A 15320-nucleotide genomic window follows, 5' to 3' on the forward strand; every position below is an offset into this window, starting at 1 on the left:
ATAAGGAGTTCAGATTCATGTTCCAAAAGCGATCAGAGACGCCGGTTGAAAACAGGAATTATTCCACGTTCTACGTGGTGTTCAGCGGCCTCTTGTTCCTTTCGACTCTTTGGGCTGTCGTCGATGAAGTGGTGGTCCGCCGGCCGTGGAAAACGCATCAAAGCGAATATTACAAACTCAGCGAGGAAAAAGTTGCCGCTCAGTATGCAGACGCTCTCGCTGCCGTGGACAGTTCCGCCGTTGCCGAGATCACAGGTCGTCTTGCCGAAGCGAAGAAAAAGATGGAGAGCAGGGAATATCTCGAGGCGGTAAAGAAACAAGACGACCTTCAGCAAAAGCTGGCCGATGCCACACGCGATTGGAGGTTTGCGCGCAGCAATTCGGATGCCGCATACTACGAATATCAAACCGCTTTGCATGAAGGACGTCCTACGGAAAAGCTGAAGAAGAAATTGGACGATATCGGCGTCGAAATTGATAAACACGCCAAAGAAATGGACGACATCGATAAGGATATTCAGTCCAGTAATGCAGAGATCGCCGTGTTCAAGGATGCTGCGGACAGTCTCGAGGCTGCGTTGAAGGCTCTCTATGCCGACGCGAATAAACTGCAGGCAAAACTTGAAGGGATCAAAAAAAGTCCGATCGCAATCCGGCAAGTGCTGCTGAACGATTTTGACAAGTCGAATTTTGGCGAAGTGAAAGCGCGCGTTGACCGCTGTCAGACGTGTCATGCCGGCTACGCAGACAAGAATATGGCTGATGCTCCGCAGCCCTTCACGATCCATTCCAACCCCGACCTCCTGAAAATCCACAACCCGGAAAGATACGGATGCTCATCCTGTCATCGCGGACAGGCGTTTGCGTTGACCGCAGGCTCCGCACACGGAGACGAGGACCCTTATTGGGAAACACCCCTTTTGCACGGCAAGGACGTCTATGCGGGATGTATCTCCTGCCATCCAAGCCGGCAGGCGTTGAAGGGGGCCCCGTACTTCTCTAAAGCAAAGCAGACGTTTCTTGAATCTGGATGTTATGGGTGTCACGACATCGACGGTTATGCAAATCTTCCCAAGATCGGACCCCAACTCAATTCTCTTCCCGCCAAAGTAAAGCCGGAATGGGTGTACCGCTGGATTCGAAACCCAAAGGATTACAACCTTCATACACGCATGCCGAATTTCAAATTAAGCGAGGAAGAAGCAGGCGCGATCACTGCCTACTTGTTTAGCATCGGAAAGGAGAGCTCGTTTCAATTCGAACATCCTCGAGGCTCCTACGCGGGCGGGTCGGCGGAGAAGGGAAAAGAGCACTTCGAAACCTTCGGTTGTAAGGCGTGCCACGTTATCGGAGACGACGAGAGGGTGCGCAATGCGCGGGGGTCGAGTTACGATATCGCCCCCGAATTAACGCACGCTGCAGGCAAGCTGCATCCGGATTGGATCTTTGATTGGATCAAGAATCCGCGCCATTACAATCCGACGACAAAAATGCCGAGCCTGCGATTGACAGATCAGGAAGCCCGGGACATTGTCGCATACATCATGACGATGAACGATGACCGTCCGAAGGAAGCGTTCAATGTGGATATTACTTCGAGCGAAAAAATTGCTCAAGGCGCAAAATTGATCCGTGAGTACGGGTGCTTCGGATGCCATGAGATCAAAGGGATGGAAAATGCGAACAAGGTGAGCGTCAACCTCTCCGATTTCGGGAGAAAGGTCGTGGACCAGATGGATTTCGGGGACACAAAAGTCCGTCATACATGGTACGACTGGGTCGGCAACAAGCTGAAGAATTCGCGCGTGTTCCAGACGGACCGCATCGTTCAAAAAATGCCGGTGTTTGCTTTCTCCGATGATGAGATCAGCGAACTGCGGACTCTCCTGCTCGGCTTCCGCAGCGACAATCCGCAGATGAAATATCAGGAGCCGGCAACTCAGCGCGTTGCTGATATCGATGCCGGAGAGAAATTGACCATTCGTTACGGCTGCATCAATTGTCATCAGCTTGAGGATCGGGGAGGATACTTCAGCGCGATTCTCGACGACCCGACGAAAGGGCCTCCCTTGATCACGATCGAAGGCGCCAAGGTGCAGGAGCCGTGGCTGCAAGACTTTTTGAAGGCGCCGTCGCCTATCCGTCCTTGGCTGAAGGTGCGTATGCCGACATTCTCTCTTACGGAACAAGAGATCAACATCATCACAAAGTATTTTCTCGGCCTCTCGAAGCTGAACCTCGAAATGCGCGATTATGCGGCGTTCAAACCCGACCCGCAGATGCTCGGGGAAGGGACGAAACTGTTCAACGAGTTTCAATGCATCAAGTGCCACCAGCTTGGCGGAGCCGAGATCGATCCGAAGAGCGTCGCGCCGAATCTTGAGCTGGCGCGGAACCGATTGAAGCCGGAATGGATCGTTTCATGGTTGACGAACCCCGAAGCGATCCAGCCTGGAACGATGATGCCCGGATATTTCCCCGACGGGCAATCGCCGATGCCGGATGTGCTGCACGGAGATGCGCACAAACAAATGGAAGCTCTGCGCGACCATTTATTCACCCTTGGAAAGAAAAAATAGCTCTTATCGTATAATCTTTTAAGGAGACACAATGAAAACAATTAACGCGGTAGTTCTGGCGGCGCTGTTGCTCTGTGCAGCCTCGGTCTATGCCGGCGACATCACCGGAAAAATTTCTTTCAACGGCAAACAGCCGGTCGTTCCCCAAATCAAGATGAATGCGGACAAGCAATGCTTGTCGATGCACCCGAAACCCGTCAACTCGGAGGAGGTCATCGTCAACGACAACGGGACCCTGAGGAATGTATTTGTCTACATCAAGGATGGATTGAACAAGAAATACGATCCGCCGACAGAACCCGTTGTTTTAGCGCAACAGGGATGCCAGTACCATCCCCACGTGTTTGGGATCCAGGCAGGACAGCCGCTCGAGATCCGGAACGACGATCCGCTGCTTCACAACATCCATGCGCTTCCCAAGAACAGCCCGCAGTTCAACAATGCGCAGCCGCTGAAGGGAATGAAAATGACGAAAAAGTTCGACAAGCCGGAGATCATGGTGAAGTTCAAGTGCGAAGTGCACAATTGGATGAACTGCTACGCCGGCGTGACCGACAATCCGTTCTACGCCGTCTCCAACGACAAGGGAGAATTCACAATCAAGGGGCTGCCTCCCGGGACGTATACCGTCGAAGCATGGCATGAAAAATACGGCACACAGGACATCAAAGTGACCGTTTCTGACAAAGCGGCAACGGCGAATTTTCAATACGCAGGAAAATAGCCCGCGGGTTGAAAAGAACTTTTCTATTCATCCATCTGTCATAAGAAGGGTCACACAATGGAGGGCAACCACTCTCACGACCACCATCTCGGGTTCTGGCGAAAATATGTCTTTTCACAGGACCATAAAGTGATCGGCATTCAGTACGGATTTACGAGTCTTCTCTTTCTTCTTTTTGGCTTCACGCTCATGATGATCATGCGCTGGCAGCTCGCTTATCCCGGGCAGCCGATACCGATCATCGGTTCGTGGCTCGGAGATGACCGCGCTCCACAAGGTATCATGCTTCCGGAATTTTACAACCAACTCGGCGCGATGCACGGAACGATCATGGTCTTTCTTGGAATCGTCCCTCTCGCCGTCGGCGCCTTCGGAAATTACGTGATGCCCCTCCAGATCGGCGCGCCCGATATGGCCTTCCCGAAACTCAACATGATGAGTTACTGGGTCTACTTCATGGGGGGCGTCACGATGCTCACGAGTTTCATCCTGCCGGGGGGGGCGGCAAATTCCGGATGGACGTCGTATCCTCCTCTGTCAGACATCGCAACGGTAGGGCAGACCGTTTGGCTTATCGGAATGGTTTTTCTTATCACATCATCGCTGCTCGGTTCAGTGAATTTTATCGTGACGATCGTGCAGTTGAGAGCGAAAGGTTTGACGTTCATGCGGCTCCCGTTTTTTGTCTGGGCGCAGTTTGTAACGTCGTTCCTGCTTTTGCTCGCATTTCCGCCGCTCGAGGCGGCCGGCGTGCTCCAACTCATGGACCGGTTGGCGGGTACCAGCTTTTTCCTTCCGAGCGGTTTGGTTGTCACCGGACAGCCGTTGAACGTGAGCGGCGGCGGCAGTCCGCTTCTTTGGCAGCATCTCTTCTGGTTCCTTGCACATCCTGAGGTCTACGTTCTCATCTTGCCGGCGATGGGAATTGTTGCGGAAGTGATCGCCAACAACACGCGCAAGCCGTTGTGGGGTTACAGGTCGATGGTCTACGCGGCGATCTTTCTGGGCTTCATGTCCTTCATCGTCTGGGCGCATCACATGTTCATGACTGGAATGGGAACGATCATCAGCACGTTCTTCCAGACCACGACGATGATCATTTCCATCCCATCGATAGTTATTCTCACCGCTCTCTTCATTTCATTGTGGGGAGGGTCGATCCGGTTTACGACGCCGATGCTTTTTGCCCTTGCCTTTCTTCCGATGTTCGGCATCGGCGGATTGACGGGGCTGCCGTTAGGCTTGTCGGCGACGGATATTCCGTTGCACGATACGTATTATGTGATCGGCCACTTTCATTATGTTGTTGCACCGGGAACGATCTTCGCACTGTTTGCAGGCATTTATCATTGGTTCCCAAAACTGACCGGCCGCAAAATGAATGAGACGCTCGGCAGAATACACTTCTTCGGTTCGTTCATTTGCATGAACGCGATCTTCATGCCTATGTTCATTGTCGGTTTGGCCGGAGTGTCGCGGCGTTTGTGGGATGGGGGCGCCCAGTACGCTCATGCACAGCCGGTGTTGCATTGGAATGAATTCATGTCTCACGGCGCCTGGGTGCTCGGCGTGTTCCAGCTCTTCTTTATCGTGAATCTTTTCTGGAGCATTCGAAAAGGGAAGAAGGTGGAGGAGAATTACTGGCATGCGACGACGCTCGAATGGGCGACGCCGACTCCGCCGCCCCACGGAAATTTCGTTACCGTCCCCGAAGTATACCGCCCGCCGTACGAATACAGCGTACCCGGAGCGAAGAAGGATTTTATTCCGCAGAATCAACCGATGGAGGCCTAAACACCGATGGAAATTCCCTACACAATTAAGGCACGACCGGACACCGGATTGATCAACGCCAAGCTTGGAATCTGGCTCTTCCTCGCATCGGAGGTAATGCTCTTTGGAGCGCTGTTCTCCTCATATATTTTGCTTCGTGTCAACGCTGTCGAATGGCCCCATCATGTCCTCGATGTTCCTCTCGCCACGGTCAATACGGCCGTACTCATCACTTCCAGTATCACGATGGTGATGTCGTGGGCCTCGCTGATGACGAAGGAATTCGGAAAGTTCAAACGATATTTGGGGGCGACGATTCTTCTCGGATTTGTCTTCCTGATCATCAAATATTTCGAATACACGCATCACTTCGCGACGGGCGAGATCCCGAGCAAGAGCACCTTCTTTGCGATCTATTTCACGATGACGGGGCTCCACGGCCTTCACGTGATCGGGGGAATGATCGTGAATACATATTTCTGGGGACCGGGGAGCAAAATGTGGAAAACAGAGCCAGAACGGTTCACGAACCGGATTGAGGTTGCGGGCCTTTACTGGCACTTCGTCGACCTGGTCTGGATATTCTTATTTCCTGTCCTCTATCTATTGTAGGAGAATGCATGGAACTGACACACGCCGCTGAAGATGTCAAAAAGCACGTCAAAGTGTACATCACCGTATTCGTGACGCTGCTTGCGTTGACGATCATTACCGTGACGATCTCGTATCTGAACCTGAGCGTCGTTCCCGCCATCATTGTGGCACTGATCATCGCTTCAATCAAAGGCTCTCTCGTCGCCAGCTATTTCATGCATCTCATTTCAGAAAAAAAACTGGTCTACGCAGCGCTGGGATTAACAGTTGTTTTCTTTCTGGCGATAATCTTTATCCCAATCGTTGCAATGGCAGATAGGATACATTGATCTATGTCACTCAAAGCATTTCATGTTTTTTTTATCTCCATCTCGATCGTCCTGTCGTTAGGCGTCGGGGGATGGGGAATTGATTCGTTCGTTTCCGAATCGAGCAGCATTGGGCTGATCGTCGGTCTCTTTTTTATCCTGCTGGCGGCCGGTTTGGTGTACTATGAATCTAAATTCATCCGCAAATTCAAACACGTGGGGTATTTATGAACGCTGCTCTCAAACGTAGTCTCGCCGTTGCGGCGCTGTTCTTTCTGGCCTCTCTTCCGAATTCTGCCTTTGCATGCGGGTCGTGTTACGGCGCCGCTGATTCGCCGGCAACGAATGGTATGAATTTCGCGATCCTCAGCATGATCGGGGTGACCGGAGGAGTTCTCGCGGCGATGACCTCCTTCTTCCTGTATTTGCGCAAACGTGCACGGCTGTACCTTGCGGCCGAATCCGAACACCCGACACATGAAAATGGAGGTATTCACTAAATGAGAGAATTTCTGCACCTTCCCGTCGACGGTTCTGCGCACGGGCCGGCAATCGATAATATGCTGGCCGTCATCCACTGGCTCATGCTTGTGCTGTTTGTCGGATGGGGAGCGTTCTTCATCTATACGCTCATACGATTCCGGCAAAAGAAAAATCCGGTCGCCGATTATGCTGGAGTGAAAAGCCATTTGTCGAGCTATCTTGAGGTCGCCGTCGCTCTTTTCGAGGCAGTTCTTCTGATCGGATTTGCTGTCCCGCTCTGGGCAAAGCGTGTGAATAATTTCCCGGAGGAGAAAGACGCCACGGTGGTCCGCGTCGTCGCCGAACAGTTTGCATGGAACGTCCATTATCCCGGGAAGGACGGAGTGTTCGGACGAACCGATATTTCTCTCGTCTCGGATGACAATCCGATCGGACTCGACCGGACCGACCCGAATGCGAAAGATGATATTACGACGATCAATCAACTGCACGTTCCGGTGAATAAACCGGTCATCATCCGCTTATCGACGAAGGATGTTATTCACAGCTTCAATTTGCCGACGATGCGCGTGAAACAGGATGCAATTCCGGGGCAGGTCATACCACTCTGGTTCACTCCTACGAAAACTACGGACCAGATGATCGCTGAGATGGCCGAACCGTTTCAGCTTACCGCGGGCGATACATCGTCGAAATTGTTCGAGCGGATCGCGATCCGGAATTACGTCGGCACAGACAGCGCCGTTATCGTCAAGAAAGGGGACGTGTTCACTCCGGATGTTGTGAAGCCTCTCCTCGATGCCGGTTATACCCAGGTGCTTGCAGCGCCGAACGTGACGACAGAAATTGCCTGCGCTCAATTATGCGGACTCGGCCACTACCGCATGCGCGGATACCTGAGCGTCGACACACAAGAAGCCTACGACGCATGGATGGCGGATCAAATATCTCAACTTCCGCGCGATTCCACGACGGCGGCAAAGTAGCTTACGAAGGAACGGACTCTTGCAATACGATAAAAGCCTTCATCGGTTTTCAGTGTTCACCGCTTGCTGCACCTTCTGCCTGGTCATCGCCGGCGGATTGGTGACCAGTACCGGCTCAAGCCTCGCCGTTCCCGATTGGCCCCTTTCGTACGGGATGGTGATGCCCCCGATGGTCGGCGGAATCCTGTATGAGCACGGCCACAGGATGATCGCTTCATTCGTCGGATTGCTGACGATCATTCTTACGGTCTGGCTGTGGAAGAAAGAAGAACGCCGCTGGGTAAAGTTTCTGGGGATCGCAGCGCTCGGAGCAGTGATCGCGCAGGGGCTGCTCGGCGGGTTGACGGTGATCTTTCTTCTGCCGACCGCTCTCTCTGTTTCGCACGCCACGCTTGCCCAGACTTTTTTCGCGATCGTCTGCACCATCGCCTTGGTAACCTCTCGTTGGTGGAAGAATGACGCTGCGAGTATTTCGCAATCTGCGGATCCGTCGCTTTTCAGGCTTTCGATTGTCTTGATCCTCTGCGTCTATATCCAGCTAATTCTCGGCGCGCTCATGCGGCATACCGGGTCGGGACTTGCGGTCACTGACTTTCCGTTAGCCTATGGGCAGATCTTTCCGTCGCTCTCGGGTGAATCTGTGGCCAGGTACAATCAAGAGCTCATCGATTCCAATCAACGCCTTTTTGCCGATGGTCCGGTGACTTCGGCTCAGATCCTGATCCACATGCTCCATCGATTCTGGGCTCTTGCCGTCTCGGCCGTCGCAATAACATTTTCGGTCAGGATCATGAGCGCGAAGCAAATGCCGCCGCGGATCAAAATGTTAGGACGAATTCTTGTTTATCTGATCATTGCGCAGCTTTTTCTGGGAGCCTTCACGGTTATTTCTCAAAAGGCAGTGGATGTCACGACGGCACATGTTGCAACGGGCGCATTGATTCTGGTGACCTCGGTACTGCTGCTGTTCCATCTTGCGAGGGTCTATCAGGTTCAGGTCAAGAGATTCTCTTTTGTCTATTCAGCAGAGAGAGCGATAGCATGAACGGCGACGCAGAAGTACTTCAGCAAGCGTTTCCATATTCACGTCCTGCGTGGAAAGTTGCTGCCGATTTCATCGAGCTGATGAAGCCGGAGCTGACGTCGCTCTCTGTCCTCACCGCGGTCTGTTCATTTTATCTGGGGCATACCGGTCAATGGAACGTCGGTGAATTGTGGCTCCTTTCCCATCTCGCTCTCGGAACGACTCTCGTCGGCGGGGGAGCGGGGACATTGAACCAGTATCTGGAGCGGAATTATGATTCGCTGATGAAACGGACAGAAAGACGTCCGCTTCCTTCGGGACATCTTCTGCCGGGGACGGTTCTTCTTTTCGGGATCTTTTTATCGAGCATCGGCCTTCTTGAATTGACATTTTTTGTCAATGTGCTCACCGGTTTTCTCGGAGTCGTTACGTTGACAACATATCTGTTTCTCTATACTCCCTTAAAGAGGATTTCTCCCGTTGCGACGACGATCGGCGGAATTCCGGGAGCGCTTCCACCGCTGATGGGATGGGCCGCGGCCCGGAACGAGATAACGTTCGCGGCCATGGTGCTTTTCGCGATCCTCTTTTTTTGGCAGATGCCTCATTTCTTTTCGCTCGCCTGGCTTTATAGAAAAGATTATGCGAGGGCGGGATATAAGCTCTTGACCGTCGTCGACCGGAACGGCGCGCGAACATCGCGCCACATTCTCGGCAATTGCGCAGCGCTCATTCCATTGAGCCTTGTCCCTTCCGTCATCGGTATGACCTCAATTTCTTATTTCATCGGCGCCTTGGTAGCAGGAATCGGTTTCCTTTTTTTTGGGATCATGTTCGCTGTAACCTTCGCCGCAGATCAAGAGGAGAACCCCGCCAAAACGAATCAATCCGCTCGTCGGTTGTTTTTTGCTTCGCTCGTGTACCTCCCGGTCTTGTTTTTCCTCATGGTGATCGATAAAGTATAACGCGGATGCCGTCGGGGACCGTCCCGCGCTGCTGAGGCGAGACAATACCATGGCCTGAGGCTTCTCGTCTATTTTTTTTCTATATTATTCTTACTCTTTCATTCTGATAATGGCTCCGATCGTTAAAATATCAAATCTCACCCACGACTATCCGGGGCGGAGAGCGCTTAACAACATCACCTTGGAAATACATCAGGGAGAAATCTTCGGGCTCCTTGGCCCCAACGGCGGCGGCAAGACGACGATGTTTAAGATACTCTCGACGGCGATTGCTCCTTCGGGGGGGAAGACGGAAGTGTGCGGCCACGATGTCGTTCACGAACCTGCCGCGGTCAGAAAACAGATCGGCGTCGTTTTCCAGTCTCCGAGCCTTGATCTCAAATTGACGGTAATGGAAAACTTGCGCTTCCAAGGGCTGCTCCAGGGGTTCCATGGAGCGGCAGCCAAGCGGAGAATCAACGAACTTCTCGCCGGTCTGAAGCTTGGGGACCGAAAGGACGATCTGGTGGAAACGCTCTCCGGGGGTTTGCGACGACGCGTCGAAATTTGCAAAGGCCTGTTTCACACTCCGGCTCTTTTACTCCTCGACGAGCCGAGCACGGGACTTGACCCGGCCGCCAGAAGAGATCTGTGGGCATATCTGCTTCAGATCAGAAAAACCGACGGGATCACGATCATTGTTACCTCGCACATTCTGGAGGAGGCCGAACACTGCGACCGTTTGGCGATACTCGATAAAGGAAACCTTGTCGCTCTTGGGACGCCGGACGGGTTAAAGAAGAAGGTCGGCGGAGAGATTATTTCCATCGTCACCAACGCGCCGGAAGAACTTCAAACCCTGCTGAAGAAAAAATTCAAGCTTACGTCGACGATCGTGGACGGCACACTTCGAGTTGAAAAAGCAAAGGCACATCAATTTGTTCCCAAGATCATCGAGGCCTTTCCCGGAAAAGTGAATGCCGTTGCAGTCGGATTGCCGACGCTCGAGGACGTTTTTATCCATGAAACAGGGCATAAGATGCACCCGATCGATTCCGACGAGGCGGAGGGATGAACTTTAAGGACCAAGTGCTGCTCCCGGCTTATGCGCTTTGGATGCGCGAACTCATCAGATTTTTCCGCCAACGGTCAAGGATGATCGGGGTTATCGGATCGCCGATCCTTTTTTGGTTCTTCATCGGATCGGGGCTCGGCACTTCCTTTAAGACAACATCTTCTCTTGGGGGGGCGAATTACCTCGAATATTTTTATCCAGGGACGTTACTATTGATTATGTTGTTCACTGCAATCTTTTCCACGATATCGATCATCGAGGACAGGTCCGAGGGGTTGCTTCAATCCGTGCTTGTTGCCCCTGTCTCTGGGGCCAGCATTGCACTCGGCAAGATCCTTGGAGGCACAACGCTCGCGGTGATCCAAGCGGTCATTTTTTTGGCTCTCGCGCCACTGGTTGGTTTTTCTTTTACACTTCTCCAATTTATCGCGCTTTTGGTGTTGCTCATTGCGATAGGGTTCGGTCTCACGGGACTTGGATTTCTCATCGCATGGAGAATGGAATCGACGCAGGGATTCCATGCGATCATGAATTTGTTTCTTATCCCATTGTGGCTTCTCTCCGGATCGCTCTTCCCGATGGAAGGGGCGCCCGGATGGCTGAAATTCGTCATGGCCGTCAACCCGCTGACATACTCAATTTCTTCTACGCGCATGATGCTCTACCACCGGGTATCGAGTCAAGCGTCTGATTTTCTTGTCGCATGTAGTATCATTCTCATCTTTTGTTTAGCTGTCTTCTTAGGGTCAATGATATCAGTTAGGAATAAAGCATGAAAGCCTCGGACGCTTCATTTCGATCGATTTTTCTTTGGGGGTTTTTAGGGTTTGTCATTGTTGCGGTTGTGTTCTCGTTTTTGTACACGCAGCTAAAGGCCCCGCCGAAGAACGCATTGCCCCGACTCAGCATTGTTCCCGATGTGACCCTTACTGAACGGAGCGGCGAGAAACTTCCGTTATCGGACTTGAAAGGGAAGGCCTGGATCGCCGATTTTATCTTTACAAACTGCGGCGGGAGCTGCCCCATTATGTCGAGCACGATGGCCAGCTTCCAGGAACAATTAAAAAATGAGAAGAACGTGCTTCTGGTCTCGTTCAGCGTCGATCCGAAACGGGATACTCCTGATGTCCTTAGAGATTATGCAGAGCTCTATAAAGCCTCGCCGTCACGCTGGTTATTTCTCACCGGAGAAAAAGAAAAGATAAATTTCCTGACGCGCGACGGATTCCACCTCGCCGTCGCCGCGGATTCCGGCTCCGCTATCGAGCCGATCATTCACAGCACGATGTTTGTCCTGGTCGACAGGCAGGGGGTCATTCGCGGATATTACGACTCGAGCGACGAAAAGTCCCTGGAAAAGATCGTCGCCGATGCGAAAGATCTCGCTTCGGAAAAAAATTAGCACCATGGATCTGAAGATCTTCCCGACCATCAATGCAATCCTGAATGGAGCGACGGCCCTTCTTCTTGTCGCCGGCTATCTATTGATCCTGAATAAGAAGCGCTCGATCCACAAAAAGGTCATGCTTGCCGCATTTGCAACGTCGATCACGTTTCTGATTTCTTACCTGTATTACCACGCTCACGTTGGTTCAGTTCCATTCAAGGGGGCCGGTTTCATTAGGCCGGTCTATTTTACCATCCTTATCTCGCATACGATCCTTGCCATGGCCATTGTCCCCATGGCGATCGTGACGCTCACTCGGGCCCTCTCGTCGCGTTTTGACAAGCATCGAAAGCTTGCACGATTGACATTGCCGTTATGGCTCTACGTCTCTGTCACCGGTGTAGTGGTGTATGTCATGCTCTACCATTTGTAACCCAGACTATCGTCAAGAAGAACGTGAGCGGATTCAATAACATAGGGTCCCGGGTTTCGTTCCTTCTTTATCTTTTCTTCACGGGCGTTTCGCCTTCCTTCGCTCAAGTATACCCGTTCGACCATTACACCTCAAAAGACGGATTGCTGATGGATTACGTCATCGCCCTATGCTGCGACTCTCGCGGATACGTCTGGGTCGGAACAAATGACGGCGTGAGCCTCTACAATGGGGAGGTTTTTCGGAATTTTACAGTCGCCGACGGGCTGTCGTACAGCCGTGTCAATTGCATCGTGGAAAGCCGGGCTCACCCCGGCACGATATGGATTGGGACAAACGGAGGAGGCATAAGCAAATGGAGGAGTAACAAGTTCCAGACATACCGAATTAACGGAGAACATTCTTCCAACATTATCACTGCGTTAATGGAGGACCGCCACGGCGTACTCTGGTGCGGGACGGACAATGGGTTGTTTACGCTGGCAGATAATGAGTGCAGACGGATACGTCCGGCGGTCATAAAGGGGACGGTGGTCGGAGTTGCCCAATCACCGGACGGAACGATATGGGTCCTTATGTCCGACCAGCTTTATGCTTTCCCTCCAGATTCTGATGATCCGCGGGTCGTCAATCTTCACTGTAAGCCTGCGATAGTTCCTCAATGTATATATGCATCTGATGATACGACGTTCTGGATCGGAATGTCGAATGGCGGGATCGTGCAAATGCGCGACGGTGAAATTCTGCGCAGGCTCGTCATAAAAAATGCTATCATCAATGTTATGCTGGACGATCGCGACGGCCTTTTGTTCGGGACGACAAGGGGGATTTATCGTCTTCCGGATACCGGCTCTGCGCCCATTCCTTTTTGTTCGACTTCGAACGGTTTGCCGGAGGATTTTATTTCCTCCGCCGCTATTGACATGGAAGGAGATCTGTGGCTCGGCCTGGGGAGCAAGGGAGTTGCGAAGCTGGCGAACCGGACCGTGTTTACGTATCCGCTTAGCGGCCTGATATTCCCGCCCAACGGCTCTGCGGCCGCAATGGATCAGGATGAACACCTGTGGGTTGCCTCGTGGAATGGGATCTATGAATTATGGAAGGGAAACAATGCTGCATGGCAGTCGACGCTGCATAAAGAGTTAAGCGATGTCACTGATCAAAAACCATACACAGTATTGTTCGACCCCCCCTCCTCATTGTGGGCGGGTTTCCAGGGGGGGGATATCATCTGTTTCGCGATCGGATCACGGAAAGAAGGTCCGTCCTCACTGACTATCCAGCACCGGTGGCGTCAAGGGAGCGAATATCGTTCCGGGGGGATGCCGATTTTTTTGTTCAAGGACAGGGAAGGATATCTTTGGTGCAGCATTTCCGACAATCGCGGTCTCTATCTTTTTGATCCAAAGCGGGCGAAGCCTTTTTTGCGATCGTACACGGCGGAAGACGGAATGCCGGATAATTCAACGCGGGCGATTTGTGAAGACCGTGAAGGCAACTTTTGGTTCGGGGGCTACGACAACGGCTTGACGTTTCTTCCCTCATCAAAGAAATTTCAAGGCGGAGGCAGGCGGTTCACGAGTGAGGATGGGCTTCCGAACCAATCGATCCGTTCGATCCTCCAAGACAGCGCGGGGGTCATCTGGGCCGGGACACGCTACGGGGGTATAGCATACCTCCGCGACTCCATGTTCCACCCACTTTCTTTGAACGAGGGCCTTCTGAGCACTGCAGTGTGGTCGATGATCCTCGACGCCGATAGGCACCAGTGGTTAGGTACCCAACTGGGGTTTCAGGAAATGACGGCTTCCAGCATGATCAAGTTTCATTCAAAAAAAGAGCTGAGCGGGCCTCCGGTCTATGCCTGCGGAGAAATGAAAGACGGGGTGTTGTGGCTCGTGACCGATGCGGGCATAACGTTTTACGACCGCCGGCATGACGTGTCGGGGAATATCCCTCCTCCGGTCTATATTTCGCGCATTCTTGTCAGCGGCGTGGAGGTAGACGCCGATTCATCTCATGAATTTGCCTACGACCAGAATAACATTTCGCTCGACGTCATCGGTTTGAGCCTGAAGGACGAAAAAGCGGTCCAGTATCAGTACAAGCTTTTGGGGGCCGACACCGGATGGAGCGCTCCAACGCGAAATCATCTCATCATGTTTGCTGCTCTGTCGCCCGGGAATTATTCCTTTATGGCGCGGGCAATCAACGGGAACGGGACGGTGAGTACCCAAGCCGCTACTTTCTCGTTCAGAATTGTTCCGGCTCTTTGGAGGCAATGGTGGTTTATTGTTTCCAGCGTATTGATTGTCGTTGCGGTTTCCTTCCTTTTGGTGAGGTCCCGTGTGAAACGGTTGATCGAAATTGAGAGGATCAAATCACGCCTTGCGGCCGATCTGCACGACGACATTGGCGCAGGCCTGACGCGTATCGCGATACTCTCTTCCGTCATCGAGCGGGACATGCCGGGCAAGGCGGGCGTTGATCCGGGCGAAAGCACCGCCGGTGAATCGCTAAAAAGGATCGGGGACACCGCCCGCGATCTTGTCGAATCGATGAGCGATGTTGTATGGTCGCTCGGTTTGACAGAAGAGCCTCTTGAGCGCTTGGTTCAGCGCCTTCGCTTGTTTGCATTTGAGGCGTGTGAAGCAAAGAACATTGTGCTAAAATTCACCATCGACGACAACATCTTTGCCCTTCATTTCCCTCCTGAGCGTGCGAGGAATATTTTGCTCTGCGCCAAGGAAGCGATCACCAACATCGTCCGCCATTCCGACTGTTCGGAAGCGAACATGGAATTTTTACAGGACGGAAACCGCGTTGTGCTGACTGTGACCGACGACGGGAAAGGTTTCCAGGCCGGCGGTTCGCATACAGGGCACGGATTGACGAACATGAAAAAGCGCGCCGAGGGCTCAGGTGGCTCGTTCACGATGATTTCGCAGGCAGGGAAGGGGACTCGAATTCAAGCGATATTCCCCGCCGCCCCATAACTACATATCTATGC

At 52.5% G+C, this 15320-nt stretch carries 15 protein-coding genes; all 15 read left to right on the forward strand.

Annotated features, from left to right (window positions below):
* Window positions 1-17 precede the first annotated feature (17 nt).
* A complete protein-coding gene (locus tag VMF88_09730; GenBank protein HTY11338.1) occupies window positions 18-2579 on the forward strand; it encodes a c-type cytochrome in 2562 nt (853 codons plus the stop codon).
* Window positions 2580-2610: 31 nt separating this feature from the next.
* Entirely contained in the window at window positions 2611-3303 is a 693-nt protein-coding gene (locus VMF88_09735) for a carboxypeptidase regulatory-like domain-containing protein (protein ID HTY11339.1), read from the forward strand.
* A 57-nt stretch (window positions 3304-3360) separates the two neighbouring features.
* On the forward strand, window positions 3361-5097 hold the full coding sequence (locus VMF88_09740) for a cbb3-type cytochrome c oxidase subunit I (protein ID HTY11340.1): 1737 nt from the start codon (window positions 3361-3363) through the stop codon (window positions 5095-5097).
* Between the two features lie 6 nt (window positions 5098-5103).
* A complete protein-coding gene (locus VMF88_09745) occupies window positions 5104-5688 on the forward strand; it encodes a cytochrome c oxidase subunit 3 (protein HTY11341.1) in 585 nt (194 codons plus the stop codon).
* Window positions 5689-5696: 8 nt separating this feature from the next.
* Complete coding sequence (locus VMF88_09750) at window positions 5697-5999, forward strand: cytochrome C oxidase subunit IV family protein (GenBank protein HTY11342.1); 303 nt, start codon at window positions 5697-5699, stop codon at window positions 5997-5999.
* 3 nt (window positions 6000-6002) lie between these two features.
* Window positions 6003-6209 carry a hypothetical protein gene (locus VMF88_09755; protein ID HTY11343.1) on the forward strand — a complete coding sequence of 69 codons (207 nt, stop codon included), beginning with the start codon at window positions 6003-6005 and terminating at the stop codon, window positions 6207-6209.
* Entirely contained in the window at window positions 6206-6478 is a 273-nt protein-coding gene (locus VMF88_09760) for a hypothetical protein (protein HTY11344.1), read from the forward strand. Before VMF88_09755 ends, VMF88_09760 begins: the two co-directional genes overlap by 4 nt.
* A complete protein-coding gene (locus tag VMF88_09765) occupies window positions 6479-7447 on the forward strand; it encodes a cytochrome c oxidase subunit II (protein HTY11345.1) in 969 nt (322 codons plus the stop codon). It begins immediately after the preceding gene.
* A gap of 19 nt (window positions 7448-7466) precedes the next feature.
* The gene (locus tag VMF88_09770; protein HTY11346.1) at window positions 7467-8492 is read left to right on the forward strand and encodes a COX15/CtaA family protein; all 1026 of its coding nucleotides are present in this window, start codon (window positions 7467-7469) and stop codon (window positions 8490-8492) included.
* The gene (gene cyoE / locus VMF88_09775) at window positions 8489-9436 is read left to right on the forward strand and encodes a heme o synthase (protein HTY11347.1); all 948 of its coding nucleotides are present in this window, start codon (window positions 8489-8491) and stop codon (window positions 9434-9436) included. Before VMF88_09770 ends, cyoE begins: the two co-directional genes overlap by 4 nt.
* A 109-nt stretch (window positions 9437-9545) precedes the next feature.
* Window positions 9546-10490: an ATP-binding cassette domain-containing protein gene (locus VMF88_09780; protein HTY11348.1), complete on the forward strand. Its 945-nt coding sequence runs from the start codon at window positions 9546-9548 to the stop codon at window positions 10488-10490.
* The gene (locus tag VMF88_09785) at window positions 10487-11266 is read left to right on the forward strand and encodes an ABC transporter permease (protein HTY11349.1); all 780 of its coding nucleotides are present in this window, start codon (window positions 10487-10489) and stop codon (window positions 11264-11266) included. Before VMF88_09780 ends, VMF88_09785 begins: the two co-directional genes overlap by 4 nt.
* Complete coding sequence (locus tag VMF88_09790) at window positions 11263-11892, forward strand: SCO family protein (protein HTY11350.1); 630 nt, start codon at window positions 11263-11265, stop codon at window positions 11890-11892. Before VMF88_09785 ends, VMF88_09790 begins: the two co-directional genes overlap by 4 nt.
* A 4-nt stretch (window positions 11893-11896) precedes the next feature.
* Complete coding sequence (locus tag VMF88_09795; protein ID HTY11351.1) at window positions 11897-12310, forward strand: DUF420 domain-containing protein; 414 nt, start codon at window positions 11897-11899, stop codon at window positions 12308-12310.
* A 23-nt stretch (window positions 12311-12333) separates the two neighbouring features.
* A complete protein-coding gene (locus VMF88_09800) occupies window positions 12334-15306 on the forward strand; it encodes a two-component regulator propeller domain-containing protein (GenBank protein HTY11352.1) in 2973 nt (990 codons plus the stop codon).
* The last annotated feature ends 14 nt before the right edge of the window (window positions 15307-15320 follow it).

The organism is Bacteroidota bacterium, from assembly GCA_035506275.1.
In the GTDB taxonomy this organism is placed as follows: domain Bacteria; phylum Bacteroidota; class Ignavibacteria; order UBA10030; family UBA8401; genus JAGVPT01.

What these genes read in the sequence shown, in the direction of transcription:
- VMF88_09755 (HTY11343.1), top strand. Translation starts at nt 6,003, where the DNA reads ATGTCACTCAAAGCATTTCATGTTTTTTTTATCTCCATCTCGATCGTC.
- VMF88_09750 (HTY11342.1), top strand. Translation starts at nt 5,697, where the DNA reads ATGGAACTGACACACGCCGCTGAAGATGTCAAAAAGCACGTCAAAGTG.
- VMF88_09735 (HTY11339.1), top strand. Translation starts at nt 2,611, where the DNA reads ATGAAAACAATTAACGCGGTAGTTCTGGCGGCGCTGTTGCTCTGTGCA.
- VMF88_09730 (HTY11338.1), top strand. Translation starts at nt 18, where the DNA reads ATGTTCCAAAAGCGATCAGAGACGCCGGTTGAAAACAGGAATTATTCC.
- VMF88_09760 (HTY11344.1), top strand. Translation starts at nt 6,206, where the DNA reads ATGAACGCTGCTCTCAAACGTAGTCTCGCCGTTGCGGCGCTGTTCTTT.
- VMF88_09785 (HTY11349.1), top strand. Translation starts at nt 10,487, where the DNA reads ATGAACTTTAAGGACCAAGTGCTGCTCCCGGCTTATGCGCTTTGGATG.
- VMF88_09745 (HTY11341.1), top strand. Translation starts at nt 5,104, where the DNA reads ATGGAAATTCCCTACACAATTAAGGCACGACCGGACACCGGATTGATC.
- cyoE (HTY11347.1), top strand. Translation starts at nt 8,489, where the DNA reads ATGAACGGCGACGCAGAAGTACTTCAGCAAGCGTTTCCATATTCACGT.
- VMF88_09740 (HTY11340.1), top strand. Translation starts at nt 3,361, where the DNA reads ATGGAGGGCAACCACTCTCACGACCACCATCTCGGGTTCTGGCGAAAA.
- VMF88_09795 (HTY11351.1), top strand. Translation starts at nt 11,897, where the DNA reads ATGGATCTGAAGATCTTCCCGACCATCAATGCAATCCTGAATGGAGCG.
- VMF88_09790 (HTY11350.1), top strand. Translation starts at nt 11,263, where the DNA reads ATGAAAGCCTCGGACGCTTCATTTCGATCGATTTTTCTTTGGGGGTTT.
- VMF88_09765 (HTY11345.1), top strand. Translation starts at nt 6,479, where the DNA reads ATGAGAGAATTTCTGCACCTTCCCGTCGACGGTTCTGCGCACGGGCCG.
- VMF88_09780 (HTY11348.1), top strand. Translation starts at nt 9,546, where the DNA reads ATGGCTCCGATCGTTAAAATATCAAATCTCACCCACGACTATCCGGGG.